This window comes from Bdellovibrionales bacterium, from assembly GCA_016716765.1.
Lineage (GTDB): Bacteria > Bdellovibrionota > Bdellovibrionia > Bdellovibrionales > UBA1609 > JADJVA01.
The window spans coordinates 494077-513978 of sequence record JADJVA010000025.1 but is presented as its reverse complement, the minus strand read 5'-3'; the positions used below and the strand labels follow the sequence as shown (position 1 = coordinate 513978).

Below are 19902 nucleotides of genomic sequence, written 5' to 3'. Positions count from 1 at the left end.
CACATAAACCACCAAAGCGAGAAGGATCAAGATGCCGAATTATTTCACTGTCACGACATTGGTCCTATTTATCTCCTTGTCGTGTTCATCCATAAGGCCCCCCCAAGAGCCAAAATCAATTGAGTCCAGATTCTCCATCCTCCAGGGACTGACTTGGAATCAAGGCGCCATTCTCTCGGTGCTTCGGCAAAAATCACAAAAGCTGACTTACCATCAGACATCAGACATTCTTTCCCCCTCGCTCTCTGCTGCCCTTCAGGCCACTACCTATGAGCTCGAAAGTTCTCCTTGGGTTGTCGATCATATCGAGACAAAATTGGGAAAACAGCCGACCTATCTCGAAATTAAGGATTCAAAGGGCCAAATGTTGGATCGCAGGCAAATTGCTCAAGTTAATCTCAACAAAAGCACTTTTAAATTGGCTATCACATCTTGCATGAACGATAGGTTCGAGAAGGACCAAGAGCAAATCTGGAAGGATCTCGCTAAGGACAGACCAGAATACCTTTTCATGATTGGAGATAACGTTTATGCCACGACAATTCTGGGACCGCTTGAAAAATCAGTCGATAAATCCCGCCTATGGGATCGATACGTTCAAACGAGGAGAACACTTGCCATTTTCTATCTTGATGAACTCATCCCAACTCTCGCACAGTGGGATGATCACGATTACGGAATGAATGACGGAGACAAAACAAATCCTTATCGTCGAGAGGCAATGGAAGTCTTCCAAGCCTTTTATCCACAAAAACCAACTAAAGGAGTGTTCACCAGAGGACCTGCTAATTCCTTTGTATTTGATGCTTTCCAAGCGCGTTTTTATTTTTTGGATAACCGATCGGAAAGGGAACCCAATGGCAGTGACTCCGGAAAATTTGCCCATTTTGGAGAGAAACAAGAAACTTGGCTATTTCAAAGTCTTAAATCTCACGCAATACCCTCTTGGCTCTTGATGGGTGATCAATTTTTTGGCGGCTACCATCGGTTTGAATCCTTCGAGGGCAATCATGCAAAAAGTTTCAAACATTTCTTGAAGCTCCTCCAAGGGATTCAACAGCCCCTGGTCTTTGCGTCGGGAGATCGGCATTTGACAGAAATCAGCAAGATAGGGCCACCAGACCTCAGTTATGGAACCTATGAACTGACATCGAGCCCTGTTCATGCAAAAACTCATCCTTCGGGATGGCAAGTCACACCTAACGCCAGACAATTGGTGGGCGCTGATTTAAAAATAAACTATATGATTTTAGAAGGGTCCCATTCCAACCGCAGTTTGGCTGTGAAAGCGACTGCAAAATCAAAATTTCAAGAAATTCTCTTCAACAAAGATCTCCTCATCAAAAGGAGCAATTAAAACTTAAACTGGCCTACTTGAAACGATCAAGCTTTTCGCGACTTACGCGACGAACGCTTTTTGTCACCAATGAGCGCCTGGCGAAGAATCTGCTCCTCGTGAAGAAGAATAACGTCGATCAACTCCTCTGCGTCAATCTTGTACAGCTGAACAATAACCGCCAATGCATTCAGTGGGGGAGAGCACAAGCCCCGCTCAAAATTTGAGACGAATTGAGGCGTTGTATATCCGAGCTGATGCGATACATCGTGTTGAGTCAAACCACAACCAATGCGTTTGGCTTTCAAATAACTTCCCAATGGGCCATGCAGGGCGGATTTTAGTTCCATTATTCACCTCAGTAGTGAAGGGGATCTTAACAAATAGCCCACACTGCGCCTAGGAGAAATCCAAATTTACGGGAAATTTCAAGGCCGTAGAAAATATTCGTCATAACAAATGTGACAAAAAACTCTTCTTTCAAAGGGAAGGAACAATTTCACTTATTACCTCGTCAGTACGAGGAAAAAATGCATTGCATTACGAATTCTTGAATTAAGACCCACTTCAGACAATAACATTCAAAACTTCATCCTTGGGGGAATCGTGCAATACATTATATCGGGAACGAACAGACCTCACTCCAATTCATTTCAAGTCTCTAAAATTATACAAAGCATTCAATCTGAACTAAAAGAAAACTTTGAGATACTTGATTTGAGTGCACTCGACACTTCTTCACTCAATGGCACCCAGTATGCCGCCAATATTCCTCCTCCGATCTCTGAATGGATAAATAAAATTTCGACTGCCCGCTCCTTAATATTCGTCGTTCCTGAGTACAATGGCTCCATGCCAGGAATCTTGAAGTATTTCATTGATCATTGGAAATTTCCTGATTCCTTCGAATATCGACCTGTTGCCTTTGTTGGCTTAGGGGGAAGATTCGGAGGCTTGAGAGCCGTTGAGCACTTACAGCAGGTTTTTGGTTACCGAAATTCTTATCTGTTTCCTGAACGGGTTTTTCTCATTAACTGCCATCACATCATCAAGGAGGGAAACATTACTGATCCGAGCGTCATGGATCTTCTCAAGCGCCAATCCCTCCTATTTAATAGATTTGTGAAGGCCCTTGAATCTCAAGAACTTGATGCACGATCAATGCATAGACAAAAAATGAAGACTTGAGTATTCAATACACCGAGGAGACCTTCATGCTCATCTTAGGATTAGACCTAGAAACGACAGGACTTAACCCCGACACAGACGAGATCATTGAACTCGGAGCGGTTATTTGGGATACTCATCGTCAGATACCCATCAAAATGTATAGCGAGATGGTGATAGCGGAAGAACCGCTATCACCAGAGATCACAAGCCTCACTGGCATCACAGATCAGGACCTGGCAGAATGGGGAGTCAGCCCCCAAGAGGCTTTGATAAATCTGGAATCTATGGCAAGAAAATGTTCCTCGATCGTCGCGCATAACGGAAAGGAGTTCGACCAATTATTTATAGGTCGCTATCTAAAAATGTACCCGGAAGTCCAAATCGATCTTCCTTGGATCGACACCCTGACCGATTTGCCCTATTCTAAAGCCTTGAAAACGAGAAAGCTCTCTTACCTTGCCGCCGAACATGGATTTCTGAACCCTTTTGCCCACCGTTCTCTCTTTGATGTGCTCACGATGATGAAAATATTCTCGCAATATCCCATCGAAGAAATTTTCAACATTTCCCGTTCTCCCATGGTTCGAATTGTCGCTCATGTTTCATTCGAAGAACGTGATAAAGCAAAGGCCTTGGGATTTCGCTGGGACCCCGCACGAAAGGAATGGTTCGCGGGCCTTCGCGAAGTTCAAGTAAAGAATACCGAATATCCCTTCCCAACCTCTTGTGAGCCAATATGAGTTTGGAAATGGATTTGGGACTTTTGAGAACTTATAGAGCCGATCACAAAATGTTTGGGGCCAACGTTGGCTCCCGAATGACAGTGATAAAACTCAAAAACGGAGAACTCTTTGTTCACAACCCTATTCGGTTCACTCCTGAAATCCGACAGGAACTTGATGACTTTGGCCTCGTAAGCACTGTCGTAGCGCCGAACGATCTCCACCATCTGTTCATAAAGGATTTTATGGTGAGCTATTCCGGTGCCGAGTACGTAGGATCTCCAGGGCTCAGGATCAAACGCAATGATTTAAAATTTTCCCGTTATTTCAATGATGAGTATTGTCCAGAGTGGAAATCAGAAATTGATTTTGTCGTGTTTCAGGGTTCAAAATCATTTCATGAAATTGTATTTTACCATTTAGATTCAAAAAGCCTTATTCTGACTGACCTTGCTATGAATCTAAATGAAAAATATGGTCCACTTCATAGCATCATCTTTTGGTTTTTAGGACTTTATCATTGTTTTGCTACGTCCAGTAAGGTGAAGAGTCTTGTAAAGAACCGAGTCTTAGCTCGCGAAGCCTTGAATAAGGTGCTTCATTGGCCATTTGAACGTATTATTATGTCCCATGGAGAGATCATACTTCAAGACTGTCCCGAGAAACTTCGCAAAGCACTCGCCTGGCTATAGCTGAGGCTCAGGAAAATAGTTTTGTAAAGCTTCGACCGCACTGAGCAAACTCTTTCTCTGCGCTTCAAACTCTGGGAGAGCCTCCGTTAGGATTTTTGATCCGTGAACAAACTTTGTAGAGGGAGTCGGTTCCTCCTTAACGATCTCTTTTAGAGGCTCCCAAGTTTCCGAGATAAGGTATGCCGCGCGACCACGATATTCCGAACTCCTGAAAAGAATCCTATCTTCTCTCTTAATAAAAAATTGAAAACGAATCTCTTCCTGATGCCGCAGGTAAATACTCCCAGAAAACACCGTCGGCTGGTTTTCATGCAGAGGAACGATTTGCGGATGTCCATCCACATTGATGACCTTCGCAAAGGCCTTTTCTCCGTCATATAGAATTAGTTTTCCTAGTTCAAATTGAGTCCTAATTCCGTCACCGGCAAATTTCGTCGAATCGACGAAGAGTGGATTATTTCCCTTCACTGCCAAATCTCCTCCGCTAATGACCCATAAGCCAATGAGGCCTTTGACTTGGGCGCATATTTGGTTACCGGCAAGTGAAGATGATGAGCTTCTTCGACAGCAATGTTGTCTGGCACAAAATTCATAAAAATCCTTAAGCCATAGTGTCGACGGATTTCTTCAATCACTTCCCGAACAATTTTTCGATCACGAAAACGGGTAATGACAACCCCTCGTACATCGACTCGATATCCTAAACCTGATCGTAGATTTCGAATCGTGTCCAGGATCAACTCAATTCCCTTTAGACTGAAGTATTCAGGACAAATAGGGATAATGATATCGCGAGATGCCATCAAAGCATTTACAGTTAACAAACCCAAGGAGGGCGAGCAATCTATCAGAATCGCATCATAACGACTCCGCAGCGGCTCCAATCTCCGTTTCAAAATGGATTCCCGCCCAAAATGAGCAGCCATTTGAATATCAACACCGCTAAGTAAAATATCTGACGGAATCACGTCCACACCAAAATGAACGGAGTGAACGATAGCTTTATCTGGGGACACGCTACTGAGGAGCACGTCGTAAATCGTGTGATCAAACTCCCGATCACCAAAAATGGCCTTCGTGGCTGAGGACTGTGGATCCAAGTCTATTAATAGAACCTTCCTTCCTTTCGCCCCCCATGCTGCGGCCACATTTAAAGAGGTGGTCGTTTTCGCCACCCCGCCCTTCTGGTTGATAACCGAGGTAATATTCATTCTGATCTCCCATATTGGACTCAATCAAATGCGACTTCTTCTGGCAACGAGTCTAACAAAGCACTAGGCCAAAGGCGAAGATGAAAAAATCGAATCCTCAAAGTTGCATTTTATTATGTTACACCTTCTGGATCCTGAACTTCGACCTGAAAGATCTCCTATTGGGATGCCCCGCGAGATGATTTAGGATAAGGCAGACTATACAAGATGTCTTCTCTTAAAAACGAGGTTTTTGTCCATGAAGAATTTTATCAAAAATGTTTTTGCGGGCGCCCTTGGGACTCTCATCGGTTTGTTCTTGTTCGTATTTTTAGGATTAATTGTTCTTCTTGCTCTATCAAGTGCCGTATCGACCCATTTCAGTGAGACCAGAGTCGAAAAAAACAGCGTCCTCTTTATCCCCCTAAACGGTGAACTGGTCGAAAGAAAGGGAACCATGTTCTTAGACTGGGAAGAGGATTCCCCATTTTTTAGAGGACCTCGCCACATCGGACTTTGGGAAGTGCAATTGGCCCTTGAAAAGGCAAAAGAGGATAAGAACATCAAAGGAATTTATTTAAAACTAGGTTCACTCTCAGCCGGCTGGGCCTCATTGGGATCACTCGTTCATTCTTTGGCTGAATTTAAAAAGAGCGGGAAATTCATACATGCTTATGGTGAAATTTTTGATGAGAAGACCTATTACATAGCCGCCGTTGCCGACAAGATTCATGGGTATCCCGAAGGTGCTTTTGAATTCAATGGTATCGCCACGGTGCCTCTGTATATTAAAGGTACTCTCGATAAGCTCGGTATCAGACCTCAGATCTTCAAGGTGGGGAAATTCAAATCAGCTGTAGAGATATTCAATGAAGACAAGATGAGTGAGGCAAGCCGCAAGCAAAATCAGGAGCTCCTCGATGATATTTGGTCCCACACTATCGGCGAAATTAGTACCTTTCGCGGACTTGCCCCCGAAGCCCTCAACCAAATTGCCTCAGATTTGTCTGTGACGAGGGCGAGCGAAGCTCTCGATAAAAAGCTACTTGATGATGCCTCTAGCGAAGAACAGGTCTTGGACTTGATGAAGGGTCTAACCGAAAGGGCAAGAGATAAAAAATTGAACCTGATTAGTTTTAGCCACTACCAAAGACTGCCAGAAGTTGGCGATCTGATTGGCGAAAAAAATCGAATTGCGGTCATCTTCGCCAGTGGGGAGATCATTTCTGGTTCTAGCTCCGAAGGATACATAGGCTCCGAAGATATGATATCAATGCTTAGACAAATTGCTCGAGAAAAGGAGATCAAGGCTGTCGTTTTGCGAATCAATAGCCCAGGGGGAAGTGCTCTCGCTGCGGATGTCATTTGGCGACAAATTGCTGAATTAAAAAAGACGAAACCCGTCGTAGCAAGCTTTGGCGACGTGGCCGCGTCTGGTGGATATTATATTGCAGCAGGTGCCGACCATATTTTCTCAGATCCAAATTCAATAACTGGCTCTATTGGAGTTTTCGGAGTTATGTTCAATTCTCAGAATTTTTTTAATCAAAAATTGGGAATCACCTTTGACCGAGTGGTCACCCACCCACACGCTGACATTGGAGACAGTACGCGAGAAATGTCTGATGGAGAGCGGTTGAAGATTCAATCTGAGGTGGAGCAGACCTATCAACAGTTTCTCCGAGTGGTACAACAGGGACGAAATATCAAGTCAGCAGAAAAAGTGGAAGAGCTCGCTCAAGGCAGGGTGTGGTCTGGGCAAAAAGCTCTTGCACTGGGCCTCGTGGATGAACATGGTGATCTCAACAAGGCGATAGAAAAAGCCGCAGCGCTCGCAAAACTGAGCGAGCCCTGGAGCGTTGACGTCTTTCCAAGAGAGAAGTCTCCGATTGAGCAGCTATTTCAGGTCATGGGACAGATGTCTTTCTTTCAATCCTGGCAGGAACGAGTAGTCTCACCAAATGAAGAAACCTGGTTCCATCAGGTTCAGCAATTAAGAAGCTTAGAAAAAATGGGGCGAATATGGGCACTGGACCCACAGTATCTTAGGTTCCCAAAATGACCGCAACTCAGGCTCCAGCTATTAATAAACTCGCCTACTTGATTGCTGTTCCAAACTCCAAGGGAGCCAGTTTAAGTCAGACTGATGCCCTAGCCCGCGAATGCCTCAGCTCCTGGAGTACAGTTTCCCTATCAAGAAGAAGATTCAAGCGAGTTTCGAGATCGTCCATGAGTTCATCAAAAGATCTCCCCTGGGTAGAATTCTCAGCATTCCCCTTCTTGCCCTTTTCTTGACCTAAATCACTCCCGCTGACCAAGTTCTTCAAATCTTCTGCCACCTCAGTCGGCAGATGGGGTTCAGCAACAAGACGAAAGTTCCTATAGACTTCTCTTAGTTGAGCGGTGAGCTCCCTCACCTCTACCCGAGAGCGGGCCACCTCATGTTCGATAAGCAGCTGATCGATTGCCCCCATTAAAACATCAGTCCGAATTGGTTTTTCAAATACCTTAAACACTCCCAAATTTACGGCTTGAATAACCGTTTCCTTGTCCAAATTTCCAGAAAGAAGAATCGAAGGAAAGGCCATATTCTTTTCTATTGCCTTTGATATCATCTCGGTGCCCGTAAGCCCAGGCATCATCAGGTCAGAAATCAAAAGGTCTGGTTGAACGGCCGCTGGATTATCAATATAAGAGAGAAATGCATGCGGGCTATTGAATGATCGAGTATCGTAGTCATCCCCCAAAACAGTGGCAAATGTGTCAAGAAGCATTGGCTCATCATCGACTAGAAAAATTAGGGGTCTATTTTTAACATTTATTTGTTCCATCATCTTCTGCTCCACTTACGTCCCACTATATGAATTTGTGATCCGAAAAAAGATTAAACATCCGTTGTGTACCTCCATAGATTACCAACAAAGGAGATCTAGGAAGTCGTCTAAAAGGATACACTTTATTCCCAATCTGATAAATATATCTAAAATCAAGTAGTTAGAAAATAAGATCCAAATCAATATGAAGATTTTTTAATTGATTGATCTCAAATTTGACCAAAGTCAGTCTATTAAGCTGCATTCTGAAAGACTTCATGAGGCCCAAGTACCTCAAGAAGTTCAGTGAAAGGACTTGAGCATTCCAACAGGGCATGAAGCAAACTGTGATTTATTTTGTTCTCTCTGATACCCAATTCACTAAATAAAATTTTCTTTGCCACCAAAAAGAACTCCTCATCCACTTCCACTTCCAAGGATGGGTTCTTGTTCTTCTCCTGATGCATTCGAATCAGACTCTGATAAAGATCTTCTATGTCTTCTGTTTTCACAAACTCATTATACCCTGAAACTCTAAAAAGTGTGAGAACAAAGTCTGAGTTGAAATGTTCTGATTCACATGAAAAACAAGACGTATTGGCTTTGAGAAAAGTTCAAATTATCGACGAAAATCTGGTCAACTCCTCAACAAAGTTACCAGCTCGCCTTGGTTACTCCAGGAATTTTTCCAAGATGGGCCATGGCCCTAAAACTCAGACGAGACAAGCCAAACTTTCGCAGATTGCCCCTGGGTCGGCCCGTCATAACACAACGATTACGAACTCTGATTGGTGAACCATTGCGTGGCAACTTCTGAAGCAGAACAAAAGCCTCTGTGCGCTCTTCTTCTGTAAGAGTGGTGTCCAAAGACTTCTTGCGAAGCGCTTTACGGATCGGACCGTATTTGACCGCCAATTTCTTCCGACGATTGTTCTTAACAACAGCACCTAAAGTAGCCATACAAAAATACCCTCATAAAATCAGAGAAATCAAAACTCACCTTTTATTAGAATTGACAAGAAATGCAAGTGATTTGCGAAAATACCGTTCATAGCCGACCGCCTAATCTTGACCTAGTCCGAATCGCTTCCTCAATTCTCCTGTATTTTCAATATGTTCGATCACTTGTGTTTCGTTCATCTCAATTTCTTCAACGCTCTGGCGCTGAGACCGACAGACTTCAAAAAGCTCTCGCACCAGAGCTTCCCAAGGCCCAGGGAGAAATTTGATTAGGTTCTGAGGAGCTAATTCACCTATTTCCACTCTCACGTTCAGAAGGCAAACCTCCTCCCCGTCAAAGTATATGCTGAGCGGAGAATCAGCGTTTGGACTCTCCTGGCGCGTGAGTCGAAAAGCAAATTTATGACCCCGGAAATCAAAGCGGGACTCGTCTTCGAAAGCGCTCCTATTCTCAGATTCAGTGTTGATGATATCCGATGGCAACCGCATGGGACTCGATTGGGCCCAGGTCGAAAAGTAACAAATTTCATCCAAGTATAAATCACAGAGGAGACGATCCATTTTTGACTCCCTAAAATCCTTCTTGATCGCCTCCACTTTGACCAAAATATTCCTCTTCTCTTCGTCCTGCTGCTCTGCATGCGTTTCCTTTTCCGTTTTTCGCAAATCAGCATGAGATTGGGCCGCCTCTTCTGACTGTCCTGCCCTGAAGATAGCTTCAAATCGCTTGAACAGGGTGTGGGAGGACAGAGGAACCAAAGATGGCGGTGGCGGTGGCGGCGCGTGCGAAAAATCATTGGCAGGGCTCTCGGCCGTGGAATCTCCACTGGAAATCGGACTTTCAATGGAGCGACTCTTCAATTCGCTGATCAATAATGCGTCAGACGCCGAAGCATGCCCAATACTTGTCTCCCGACGGAGAGCTCGGTTGAAAATACCGACATTCTTTATCAAGTCGCCCTCCTCAATCAGGAGGAAATCAATCGGGATCCAAAGGCAATTAGAAAACAAACCGAAATATTTTCGAACGAAAACGGAGTTCCTCCTGGCCTTCTGCCAAACCTCTGATTGTGGGCGAATTTGAAATACAATCAAATCCTGGAATGAATTCAAACTGAGCCGAACTCCAACAATGTCACCAAGAGGCAACCTCCCAATTTTAAGAACGGAAACCAATTCGAAGGCACCACTGCTATCAAAGATCAGAACAGGACCTCTCACAAGAATGACAGCGATGGCGTATATCAGAAGACAACTAAGAAAAAGAGAGCTCCCACCAAATAGAAGTCCACAAAGAAGTTTCACCGAAATGCCAAGCCGCGAACCCATGGAGATATAACCCAAACTGATCGTGGTAATATTGCATAGCAGCAAAGAGTAGGTCAGCCGAAGAAGATACTTTTTATCTGCGTAGATCACAATTCTAGGCTGGTCCGGCGTTTCAAATGTGGATTTCTTTGTCGTATTCAAGCTACTGAAAAATCCTCCGCTTTTTTTCAAACCTGACCTGCCAACTGTACTTCTCTCCGTTTGCTGGCCAACTTGGATTTAGCTGGTCTTTGCTCTCTACCAAGTAGAATATCCCTCCCTGTTCAACCTGGGAAGATCGGTTTGCAAGCCATATCTCAAACTGCTGAGTGACACATTTCATCAGTTCGCTGGCCGCCTCTCCAGCTGATCTATCTTTGTCAATGATCCATCCCCCCTGATAGTTCCTCCAGCGCAACACAATCGCAATCGATTGGTCATTGGGGACAATGAAGCAAGACTTAAAAAAGTCCTGCGAAAGAAACATCTCTTTCATCCAAGGGTGGAACTTGCTCTCAGCAGTGATAAGCCCAACGTAAATCGTTTTTTCTTTTGCCACCTCGGCACCCAATTTTCTTGGACCTTCAATATCAAGGGTCTTATCCATTTCTGCACAAGATTGAAGCGACACCATCAGAATAAGTCCCAGGCAAATGGTACGATTGATCCGCAACGTCCAACCCCTTTGACAAGCATTCAATTTCTCAATACTTTTTCGGATTTTGCGGAGCACTCCTTGAGTCACTTCAAAGCACGAAAAATTACCATTTTTTATGAATAAAATTTAAAGAGCCTCGACGGCGGTCGAGGAGTCCTTGCAAAGAACACCCAAAGTCACAGGAAGTCCTCCGTTAAGAGTAGCGACTGACTTAATCCATCGCCCTGGAAGTCGTGGGAGAACTCGACCTGGCCAAACAACTCCACAGATGTCCGGTCTAACTTTGCGAAGCATCTTGCTGAAATCAGCAATTAATTTGTCCTGATTTTGCTTCAATCTCTCATTGTACGGAGGGTTTACAACCATAAGAAGGGGACGAAGGAATTCAACAAAATCCCAACACTCAAGCCAATCACCTAGGATAGCATTTGACAGTGGCAATTCCCTTCCAAACAGAGCATTGAAATTAGCCCGAGTTGCTAAGATTGCGCTAGAATCAATATCACCAAAGAATGTCTCCATTGCGCCTCTGCCACTTTTTAATCCGCCAGACACACTTGAGGGGATCAAAGATGGTGCGGAAGGAAAATTCTGATAAGAAAACGATCGTTTTACCAAGGACTGCCAAAATACCAATGGCTCAAGTCCTAGAGTTCCTGATCCACACATAGGATCTAAAATGCAAACTGGACAGTCTTTCACAGACGAACACACGAGCCAGAAAAGCGCACTGGCGAGAGTTTCCCGTATGGGTGCCTTCGTTACACAAGTTTTGTATCCACGCCGATAGAGCAATTCACCACTGGTGTCGATACTGAGAGTGGCCCTGTCCCCCTCAATTCTCAAAAAAATGTTCTGCGGGGTTTCTAAGTGAATTTTGCGAAACCTCTGCTTTGTTCGCGCCATATCAAGACCAGAATTCACGGCTTCGACGAGGCGCTTCTTCATGTTGAGCCTCGTTCGATGATAGGACACATGAACTTTGACTTCACCTTCTCGCAAATACTGGTGCCAAGCAAAGCGACCCACTTTTTCCTGCAACCGCAAATATTCCCGACATCGAAAAGTCTCCAGCCTCTGCAATATTCGTGTTGGAATGCGCAGGTAGTGATTAAGCACCCAACCCTCGGCCAAACCCACCTCTATTTCGACTCCGCCTGAGACAATTTGCCCAGACTCGCCGTTCGTCCCTATCGCCTGTGAGGGATAAATCTCGGCCAGCAACCTCCTCTTGGTCTGCCACTCAGTAAGAGCAAGCTCCTCCAGGCCAGGTGTCGTCATTAAAAAAAAATTCCCTCTCTGATCTATTTCATCCAATTTGTCTAAATTCCTCTTCATTTGATGAGCATGAAAGGCATTTCCAACACCTCCCCATTTACTTGCCAACCTCAATCAATTCTATGATATATATGCAAGGGGTATGCTTGTATATAACAGGTTCAAAATGAAGATCTTCTCCTTCTTGGCTTCTCATTTTTCTTTCGGTATCCGCTTCGGCCGCTAATTTGAAGACTCTCGAAAAGGAAAGTCACCAAAGAATTGTCATTTTGGGTGACTCGATTGCGGCTGGAGACGGAGTTGACAAAGAAAGCTCTTATCCCGCCCAACTTGAATTGCAACTGAGAGCGCGCGGCCACCAAGTGAGCGTTGTCAACGCCGGGATTTCAGGGTCAACTTCGGCAAGCGCAGTCAGTCGATTAAAATGGCAGATGAGAAAAAAAATTGATGTTCTCTTGATTGAATTAGGGGGAAACGACGGCCTCCGAGGAGTTTCCGTTGAAGCAACAAAAAAAAATCTCAGCGAAACCATCCTGTTGGCAAAAAAGGAAGGGATCAACGTCCTGCTTGCTGGGATGGAACTTCCTGTTAATTATGGAAACGACTATCGAAAAAAATTTACGGCCTTATTTGCCGAACTCGCGAACCAATACAAAGTTGCATTCATGCCCTTTCTTTTGGTCGACGTTGGAGGAAAAAGGGATTTAAATCTGAGTGATGGCATTCACCCTAACGAAAAGGGACACCGTAAAATTGCCGAAAACCTCATTCCTTTTATAGAGAGGCTACTATGATTTTATCTGTCCATCGACTTTGCAAGAGATACAATCAAGGCCAGGACATTATCGTGGCCCTCGACGAAATTTCCTTCAATATGAATAAGGGAGAGACCTTGGCCATCCTTGGTCCCTCAGGAAGCGGCAAGACGACCCTACTCTCTCTGCTGGCTGGACTTGAGGAAATCAGTTCAGGTACAGTTCATATTTCTGATCACGACATTCATCAACTTTCCGAGGAAGATCTCACTCAATTTCGCTCTAAGAATGTGGGGATTATTTTTCAACAATTCCATTTGATGCCTCATCTGACGGCACTTGAGAACGTCCGTTTGCCTCTTGATATCCAGAATGAAGCTGACTCTGATAAAGCCGCAGCGAGAGCCCTTGCCGCAGTTGGATTGGAAGCCAGAAGAAATCACTTTCCGAGGGAACTGAGTGGCGGTGAGTGCCAAAGAGTGGCTATTGCAAGAGCCATTGTCACTCAACCTACCATCCTTCTCGCTGATGAACCCAGTGGAAATCTCGATGCTGACACGGGAGAAATGGTCATGAATCTGATATTTGATCTCGTTAGCACGAATCGGATGACCCTTATCCTAGTGACTCACAATCTCGATCTTGCAAAGCGCTGCCAGCGCCAGATTTGTCTCAAGAGCGGTAGAATCGAATGAGAAAGCTTCTTTGGTTATCTTTGAGAGAGCTGTTCAACCATCGGCAATTCACAATCCTATTTTCTCTCAATCTCAGCCTCGGTCTCAGCGGCTTTATTGCTTTGAACTCCTTTCGTTACTCAATTGAAAAATCTCTATCAACACGATCCAAAATCGTGCTTGGAGCCGACCTTGGACTTTCTTCCCGCAATCCTCTTTCTAAGGATGTTCTTGATTTGGCCACGAGAAGTTTTCCGAGCAATGTTTCATGTAGTGACATAATTGAACTCTATTCAATGGTGGCGAATACCTCTGGACTATCAAAACTTGTTCAACTTCGTGCAATCGATCCCAATTTTCCGTTCTATGGCACTATAAAAATGTCTTCGACACAAGCATCTCAAGAAACGACCCCATTGATCGTTGATTCCTCAGCAACCAACAGCAATGCTTGGGTCTATCCAGAGGTGCTAACTCAATTAAACCTGAAAGTGGGGGAGCCACTTCGTATCGGCGACGTGATATTTCGGATTGGCGGAGTTATTCTCGATGATTCAGCTGCGGGAATCACTACGGGGATGGCACCTCGCGTTTACATTCCTCTGTCTCAAGTTCCCAATACCAAACTGGTGACCTCCGAGAGCCTGGCCTGGTACACTTCTCTTTTTGCGATCCCCTCTGCTACTGATGCTCAACTAAAGAAAATAGAACAATTACTTCACTCCAGTCCCGTGATTCCTTCGGAGGTAGATGTCTATTCTCATCAAACGGCCGGCGAACAAATGGGAAGGCTGGCCAATTATTTGGGTGACTACCTCGGTTTAGTCTCCTTGGCGGCACTCTTTCTTTCCTCGGTGGGAGCCATATTTCTATTCAAAGCCTATTTTTCCCGAAAAATTCTTTCTTTCGCGATATTTCTGAGCCTTGGCCTCAGTCCAAATCGCATTTTATTTCTCGTTCTCTTTCAAGTCGCGGCACTCGGGTTAATTGGATCACTTCCGGCCATTTGTCTTTCGCTGGCACTCGTACCTATAATTTCACTTATCACGCAGCAATTACTTCCAGTCCAACTGGACTCTGCAATGGATCCGATGTCTATCTTAATTGCAGTAGCTACAGCCGTCGTTGGAAGTCTGTTAGTTTGTTTGCCAACAGCCCTCCGAGTGAAGCAAATAAAACCCTCTCTTCTATTTCGAAATGAAACAATTCGAATTCTGCCCACCACCCTTCCTCTGGTTTTATTTTCCTATCTGCCTGCTGTGGTTGCATTTTGGATGATGTCTGTTTGGCAGGCCCATTCCTGGCTGGTCGGCTCACTATTTTCTGCTATTTTTGGATGTTCCGGATTGTTTTTTTGGTTTCTTGTATTCCTCGTTTTAAAGCCACTTGAGAGAGTCCCTAAACGACTTCCCTCATTTATTCAGATTGCGACAAGAGAAATGGTCCGTCACCAGTCTTCGACCATAACAAGCTTTTTGGCATTGAGTCTCGGCGTGCTCCTCATAAATATTGCACCGCAAATTGAAGCTAATCTTCGGGGAGAAATTGAACACCCCGAAAAATCGAACCTGCCGAGCTTTTTTTTGTTTGATATTCAGGAAGAGCAACTCCCCGAATTAAAAAAATTGACAGCGGAGTTCAAGATCCCTTTAAAGCAAGTTTCCCCTCTCGTAAGAGCCCGTCTCATTGCAGTCAACAATCAAAAATTTGAAAAAGGTGAAAAGCAAGTCTTCTCGAGAGAAGAAGAACGCGAAGCTCGCTTTCGCAATCGTGGATTTAATTTAACCTACCGAAGCGAGCTTTCCGACTCCGAAGAACTATCAGAAGGCCATAATTTTAGCGGTATTTTTGAAGAAGCAAAGGGCACAGTGCCAGAAATATCGGTCGAAAAGCGCTTCGCGCAACGCTTGGGCCTGAAAAGAAACGACATTCTTACCTTCGATATTCAGGATGTTCCGGTCGAGGGCAAGATTGTCAATTTCAGAACTGTGAGATGGGCCAGCTTCCAACCAAATTTCTTTATTCAGTTTCAGCCTGGTGTTTTGGAATCAGCTCCCAAAACTTACCTCGCCTCCCTTCCCGACCATGAGGCCGCAATAAAGTCTTCACTACAAAACGCAATCGTCAGCAAATTTCCAAATATCAGTCTCATCGATGTTTCTAGATTGGCCAGCCGAATCCTTGAAATAAGTCAGCAGATGATCTGGGCCATGCATTTGATGGCGGGTCTTAATATAGTCGTCGGGCTCTTTGTCATGTTCTCCATCTGCAACCACCAAATGTGGCAGCGCAAATGGGAGATGAGTTTGCTAAAGGTTTTGGGCTATCGATCAGCACAAGTTCGCAACATATTTTTATTTCAACATTTGGCGATTGGCCTGTCAGCTGGAATTGTTGGCGCAATAACCAGCCTAGTGGTTAGTTTTGGAATTTCCTTTGTCCTCTTTGATGGGCTTTGGATCTGGCAATGGCAAGTGCCCACTTTCTCGGTTCTATCGCTCATTGCGCTCAGTTTTTGTGTCAGTTATATTTCCTCAAGACAGATTTTTTTGACAAAACCAAATATACTCTTGCGACAAGAAACAGCATGAGAGACAGGATCACGCATGAGCAATAGGTCATCCGAATCAATTCCTAACTTGGAGGGCAATAATGTTTAAAAAAATTCACTATATTGCTTTGGGTGCTTCTCTTTTATCTGTTGCAATGATAAGCATTTTTTTCTTTTATCGATACAACCGCAAATACGACCTTATCAAGCCAAAACGAGGGTCTATCACTGAAGCCATTTACGGCTTAGGAAAAGTAAAATCGTATAGCAAATACGATGTTAAACTAGGAATCATGAGTACAGTTCAGGATGTCTACGTTCATGAGGGAGATGTCGTAAAAAAAGGTGACCCACTTATTCGATTTACTGAAAATCTAAAGTTTTCATCACCCATAAACGGTACTGTTACCTTTGTAGGAGTCGGAAAGGCAGAAGGTGTCGCTCCTCAAGTCGTGCTCTTGTCTGTCCAGGACCTTAACGACAAGTACATAGAGGTGTCTCTTGAACAACAAGCTGCTCTAAGGGTAAGCGCAGGCCAAACGACTGATGTTATTTTTGAAAGCCTCCGATCCGTGAAATTGGAGGGAAAAGTCAAAGCGCTTTTTCCAAAAAATGATGAGTTTCTTGCCCATATACAGGTGGATGGATTGATGGAAGCTGTTCTTCCTGGGATGACCGCTGACGTTTCGATTCAAGTGGGCCAACATGAAAATGTCATGTTGGTTCCTCTCTCCGCAGTTTCTAATGGGCATTTGATTATTGAGAGGAATCAAAATCGAATGAAAATACCAATAAAAATAGGAGGAATTGATGGTCAGTGGGCGGAGGTCAAAGAAAGCGCTTTAATTGACAGCGATCTCATTGTCGTCAAAACATCGATCTGATTTTTTCAAAGGCAAGAAAAGGAGGGATCAATTTATGTGGTTTTTGGCCCTACGCCAAATGCTCGCCCGAAAAAAGCAAACGCTCTTAATTTTTCTTGGAATCTCGCTCGGCACAACCATCTACGTGGTCATTGCGGGAATGCAGCTAGGAATGAGAAACTACATTTCAGAACAATTGCTCAATAACACGGCTCATGTCATCATTAAGGGAAATGAACAGCAGATACAGCAAAAAGATTTGCGCGATCGCTTTTTTGAAGAAACCCAATTTGTTCATTGGGTCGTCCCACCAGCTGGAAAGCGAGGCGAATCAAGACTTGAAAATCCGCAAGGTTGGTTTTCTCGTCTGGACAAAGACCCAAGGGTTTTGGCCTATTCTCCCCGATTATCAATAAATGCTATTGGAGCCCGCGGTCCCCTGAGATCCAGCATTGGTCTCACTGGTATAATTCCTGAAAAACACACCCAGGTAACCAGTCTTTCTGACTACACCGTAGCCGGAAATCTCTCCATGCTGACGGGTGGAGGACGAAAAATTATTCTCGGCAAGGGAGTCATGGATAAATTGGGTGCGTCGGTTGGAGATACGATTAGAATATCGAGCGGATTCAATGAAGCATGGCCCTATCGCATCGTTGGAGTCGTTCAATTGGGAAATCACAATATTGACGACACAATGGCACTGGCTCATCTCTCCGATGTTCAATCTCTTAACCACTCTCCTGGGCGGGTCAGCGAAATTTCTGTGGCCCTCGACGACATTAACTTCTCTTCTTCGATTGCGTCTCTTTGGTCGCTCTATTCAAACGACAAGGTTGAAGGATGGGAAGAGGCAAATGCTTCATTTATGCAGATCATTAATATTCAGGATATCACCAGATACGTTATCACATTTGCTATACTCCTGGTGGCCGCCTTTGGAGTGTACAATGTATTAAGCATCATGATCAGTCAAAAGCAGAAGGAAATCGCTATTCTCCGCTCCATCGGCTATGGTCCCGAAAAAATTCTTCAGCTGTTTATGATTCAGGGATTCCTACTGGGGTTGATTGGAGGACTCAGTGGCCTTGTCTTTGGCCTTGGTGCTAATCTTCTTATTGGAAATATTGACCTGGGATTTAAGATTGGAAAAGGGACACACCTACCAATATCCTACGATGTAACTATTTTTGTTGCTGCGTTTGTGGCCGCACAGGCTGCTGCGGCCGTGGCAAGTATTATTCCCGCCAGACATGCCGCTCAACTGACTCCATTAGATATCATACGTGCAAACATTTAATTTGAGGAGAGCCAAAAATTGGGAATTCAAGGGCACCAACTCATCAAGGAATTCGGAGCTCCGCCAACTCGAGTCCTACACAGTATTGAGGTGAATATCGAAGATGGCGAATTCGTTTCTATTTCTGGAAAATCAGGATCCGGAAAGAGTTCACTACTCTATATTCTGAGTACTCTCGACAATCCAACCCAAGGTGAAGTCCTCGTTGACGGGACCAATATTGCCAAGCTTTCAAGCCGAGATCTTCATGATTTTAGAAACCGTCAAGTTGGTTTTATTTTTCAATTTCACTACCTTCTTCCTGAATTGACCGCTCTAGAAAACGTGCTATTGGGACCTCGAAATCTTAAGCGTCACGAAGAACTAAAAAATCGAGCCATGAGTCTTCTTGAAGAGCTCGAAATACCCGAGCAAGCAAATAAATTTCCAGCCCAAATGAGTGGAGGTCAACAACAGAGAGTCGCAATTGCCCGAGCCCTTATTTTGCAACCAAGATACCTTTTTGCAGATGAGCCAACAGGTAACTTGGATACCACAAACGCCGAACGAGTGATGAATATTCTCACGCAGTTCAATCAAAAAATGAAAACAACTATTGTATTGGTCACCCATGATCCCGACTATTCTCAGCTGGCAGACCGAGAAATCCTACTTATTGACGGCCACCTGGCGGGGGGAACCTCGTCTTAATTTTGGGCAGTTTTCGAAATATCGAAAGCCCCGAGCGGAAATTGTATCAGAGCAAGACACAGATTTCTCCTGCCGAGTCAGTCCCTTGAGAATATTCGGCCATTCGACCGATAATATATATGTCTGTTGGTCATTTTGGAGAACCTTAAACTTGGATGAGCCGGTCTATAAACTTGAGAAAAAGCGGAGTCGGCGTCTAGATATTCACGCGACAACTTCAGATGTGCCCGGTTTGCGGGGGCAACTTGAGACCTTTTTGCGCACTTTTCGCAATATGGCGTTTCTGGCCCTTCTATCTCCAGTTTGTCTTATAGTTGTATTGTGTGCAGGCGTTTCCGCAGCTCCCGGACTCTACATATTTGATCTTTTCTCATCGACAACATCAACCTGGAATCCCATACTCCATTACATAGCTGCAGGATCAGGAATAGTATTGGGCTATCTGACCTACGGGTTTACCCTCATATTTGTCGTACCGGCGGTTAATTTTATTCTCCCTCTTCGATTAAAGGCCTGGCGGGGGATTTGGTTTTCTCTGGAAGCAATACCCTGGTTTGTTCACAATGCTCTTACTTATCTTGTAAGGTATAGTTTTTTAGAACTCATAACTCCAACTCCAATCAACGTACTATTTTATCGTATGATGGGAATGAAAATCGGCAGAGGCGTTGTCATCAACACAACAAATATTTCTGACCCTTGTATGATTAGCCTCGGAGATTACGTGACAATCGGAGGCTCTGCCCACTTATTTGCTCATTATGGCCAAAAAGGAATTCTCGTCATCGCTCCTGTCAAAATAGGGGACGGGACCACGATCGGATTAAAAGCCAGTATCATGGGTGATGTTACCGTTGGTAAAAATGCATTGATTAAGCCTCATGCCGTTCTTATTCCAAAAACTCGAATTGAGGATGGGGAGACTTTTTAAATCCCACCTCA

Annotated in this window: 21 protein-coding genes; 12 read left to right on the top strand and 9 right to left on the bottom strand. The window is 44.4% G+C overall.

Features of this window, described 5'->3' with window-relative positions:
* Nucleotides 1-31 precede the first annotated feature (31 nt).
* Complete coding sequence (locus tag IPL83_18830) at nt 32-1357, top strand: alkaline phosphatase D family protein (GenBank protein MBK9041176.1); 1326 nt, start codon at nt 32-34, stop codon at nt 1355-1357.
* Nucleotides 1358-1383: 26 nt separating this feature from the next.
* Here IPL83_18830 and IPL83_18825 read toward each other — a convergent pair whose 3' ends face one another.
* On the bottom strand, nt 1384-1686 hold the full coding sequence (locus IPL83_18825; protein ID MBK9041175.1) for a helix-turn-helix transcriptional regulator: 303 nt from the start codon (nt 1684-1686) through the stop codon (nt 1384-1386).
* 256 nt (nt 1687-1942) lie between these two features.
* Between IPL83_18825 and IPL83_18820 the strand changes: the two genes are divergently transcribed.
* The 3 genes from IPL83_18820 to IPL83_18810 are packed head-to-tail and all read left to right on the top strand — an operon-like array spanning nt 1943 to nt 3920.
* Nucleotides 1943-2524: an NAD(P)H-dependent oxidoreductase gene (locus IPL83_18820; GenBank protein MBK9041174.1), complete on the top strand. Its 582-nt coding sequence runs from the start codon at nt 1943-1945 to the stop codon at nt 2522-2524.
* Nucleotides 2525-2550: 26 nt separating this feature from the next.
* The gene (locus tag IPL83_18815; GenBank protein ID MBK9041173.1) at nt 2551-3246 is read left to right on the top strand and encodes a ribonuclease H-like domain-containing protein; all 696 of its coding nucleotides are present in this window, start codon (nt 2551-2553) and stop codon (nt 3244-3246) included.
* A complete protein-coding gene (locus tag IPL83_18810) occupies nt 3243-3920 on the top strand; it encodes a DUF4336 domain-containing protein (GenBank protein MBK9041172.1) in 678 nt (225 codons plus the stop codon). Before IPL83_18815 ends, IPL83_18810 begins: the two co-directional genes overlap by 4 nt.
* On the opposite strand, the gene IPL83_18805 is transcribed toward IPL83_18810, so the two are convergent.
* Nucleotides 3915-4388, bottom strand: a complete 474-nt coding sequence (locus IPL83_18805) for a hypothetical protein (protein MBK9041171.1) — start codon at nt 4386-4388, stop codon at nt 3915-3917. The two genes, IPL83_18810 and IPL83_18805, sit on opposite strands and share 6 nt — an antisense overlap.
* On the bottom strand, nt 4385-5131 hold the full coding sequence (locus tag IPL83_18800; protein MBK9041170.1) for a ParA family protein: 747 nt from the start codon (nt 5129-5131) through the stop codon (nt 4385-4387). Before IPL83_18800 ends, IPL83_18805 begins: the two co-directional genes overlap by 4 nt.
* A 238-nt stretch (nt 5132-5369) precedes the next feature.
* On the opposite strand from IPL83_18800, the gene sppA reads away from it, so the two are divergent.
* Entirely contained in the window at nt 5370-7172 is a 1803-nt protein-coding gene (gene sppA / locus IPL83_18795; GenBank protein MBK9041169.1) for a signal peptide peptidase SppA, read from the top strand.
* A 76-nt stretch (nt 7173-7248) separates the two neighbouring features.
* On the opposite strand, the gene IPL83_18790 is transcribed toward sppA, so the two are convergent.
* The 6 genes from IPL83_18790 to IPL83_18765 form a co-directional block, all read right to left on the bottom strand.
* Complete coding sequence (locus tag IPL83_18790) at nt 7249-7944, bottom strand: response regulator (protein ID MBK9041168.1); 696 nt, start codon at nt 7942-7944, stop codon at nt 7249-7251.
* Nucleotides 7945-8177: 233 nt separating this feature from the next.
* Nucleotides 8178-8435, bottom strand: coding sequence for a hypothetical protein (locus IPL83_18785; GenBank protein MBK9041167.1), 258 nt, complete (start codon nt 8433-8435; stop codon nt 8178-8180).
* 142 nt (nt 8436-8577) lie between these two features.
* A complete protein-coding gene (gene rpsN, locus IPL83_18780) occupies nt 8578-8883 on the bottom strand; it encodes a 30S ribosomal protein S14 (protein MBK9041166.1) in 306 nt (101 codons plus the stop codon).
* Between the two features lie 102 nt (nt 8884-8985).
* Entirely contained in the window at nt 8986-10383 is a 1398-nt protein-coding gene (locus IPL83_18775) for a hypothetical protein (GenBank protein ID MBK9041165.1), read from the bottom strand.
* Nucleotides 10355-10864: a hypothetical protein gene (locus IPL83_18770; GenBank protein MBK9041164.1), complete on the bottom strand. Its 510-nt coding sequence runs from the start codon at nt 10862-10864 to the stop codon at nt 10355-10357. The genes IPL83_18775 and IPL83_18770 overlap by 29 nt, the downstream gene beginning before the upstream one ends.
* Nucleotides 10865-10975: 111 nt before the next feature.
* Entirely contained in the window at nt 10976-12235 is a 1260-nt protein-coding gene (locus tag IPL83_18765; protein ID MBK9041163.1) for a hypothetical protein, read from the bottom strand.
* An 86-nt stretch (nt 12236-12321) separates the two neighbouring features.
* Between IPL83_18765 and IPL83_18760 the strand changes: the two genes are divergently transcribed.
* The 7 genes from IPL83_18760 to IPL83_18730 all read left to right on the top strand — a co-directional run bounded on the left by IPL83_18760 (nt 12322) and on the right by IPL83_18730 (nt 19891).
* Complete coding sequence (locus tag IPL83_18760; protein MBK9041162.1) at nt 12322-12921, top strand: arylesterase; 600 nt, start codon at nt 12322-12324, stop codon at nt 12919-12921.
* Nucleotides 12918-13577, top strand: a complete 660-nt coding sequence (locus IPL83_18755) for an ABC transporter ATP-binding protein (protein MBK9041161.1) — start codon at nt 12918-12920, stop codon at nt 13575-13577. The genes IPL83_18760 and IPL83_18755 overlap by 4 nt, the downstream gene beginning before the upstream one ends.
* Nucleotides 13574-16147: an FtsX-like permease family protein gene (locus IPL83_18750; GenBank protein MBK9041160.1), complete on the top strand. Its 2574-nt coding sequence runs from the start codon at nt 13574-13576 to the stop codon at nt 16145-16147. Before IPL83_18755 ends, IPL83_18750 begins: the two co-directional genes overlap by 4 nt.
* A 61-nt stretch (nt 16148-16208) precedes the next feature.
* Complete coding sequence (locus IPL83_18745) at nt 16209-16991, top strand: efflux RND transporter periplasmic adaptor subunit (GenBank protein MBK9041159.1); 783 nt, start codon at nt 16209-16211, stop codon at nt 16989-16991.
* Nucleotides 16992-17025: 34 nt separating this feature from the next.
* Nucleotides 17026-18270 (top strand): ABC transporter permease, encoded by a 1245-nt coding sequence (locus tag IPL83_18740; GenBank protein ID MBK9041158.1) that lies wholly within the window; start codon nt 17026-17028, stop codon nt 18268-18270.
* A gap of 18 nt (nt 18271-18288) precedes the next feature.
* Nucleotides 18289-18960 (top strand): ABC transporter ATP-binding protein, encoded by a 672-nt coding sequence (locus IPL83_18735; protein MBK9041157.1) that lies wholly within the window; start codon nt 18289-18291, stop codon nt 18958-18960.
* Nucleotides 18961-19111: 151 nt separating this feature from the next.
* Nucleotides 19112-19891, top strand: a complete 780-nt coding sequence (locus tag IPL83_18730; GenBank protein MBK9041156.1) for a hypothetical protein — start codon at nt 19112-19114, stop codon at nt 19889-19891.
* Nucleotides 19892-19902: the final 11 nt, after the last annotated feature.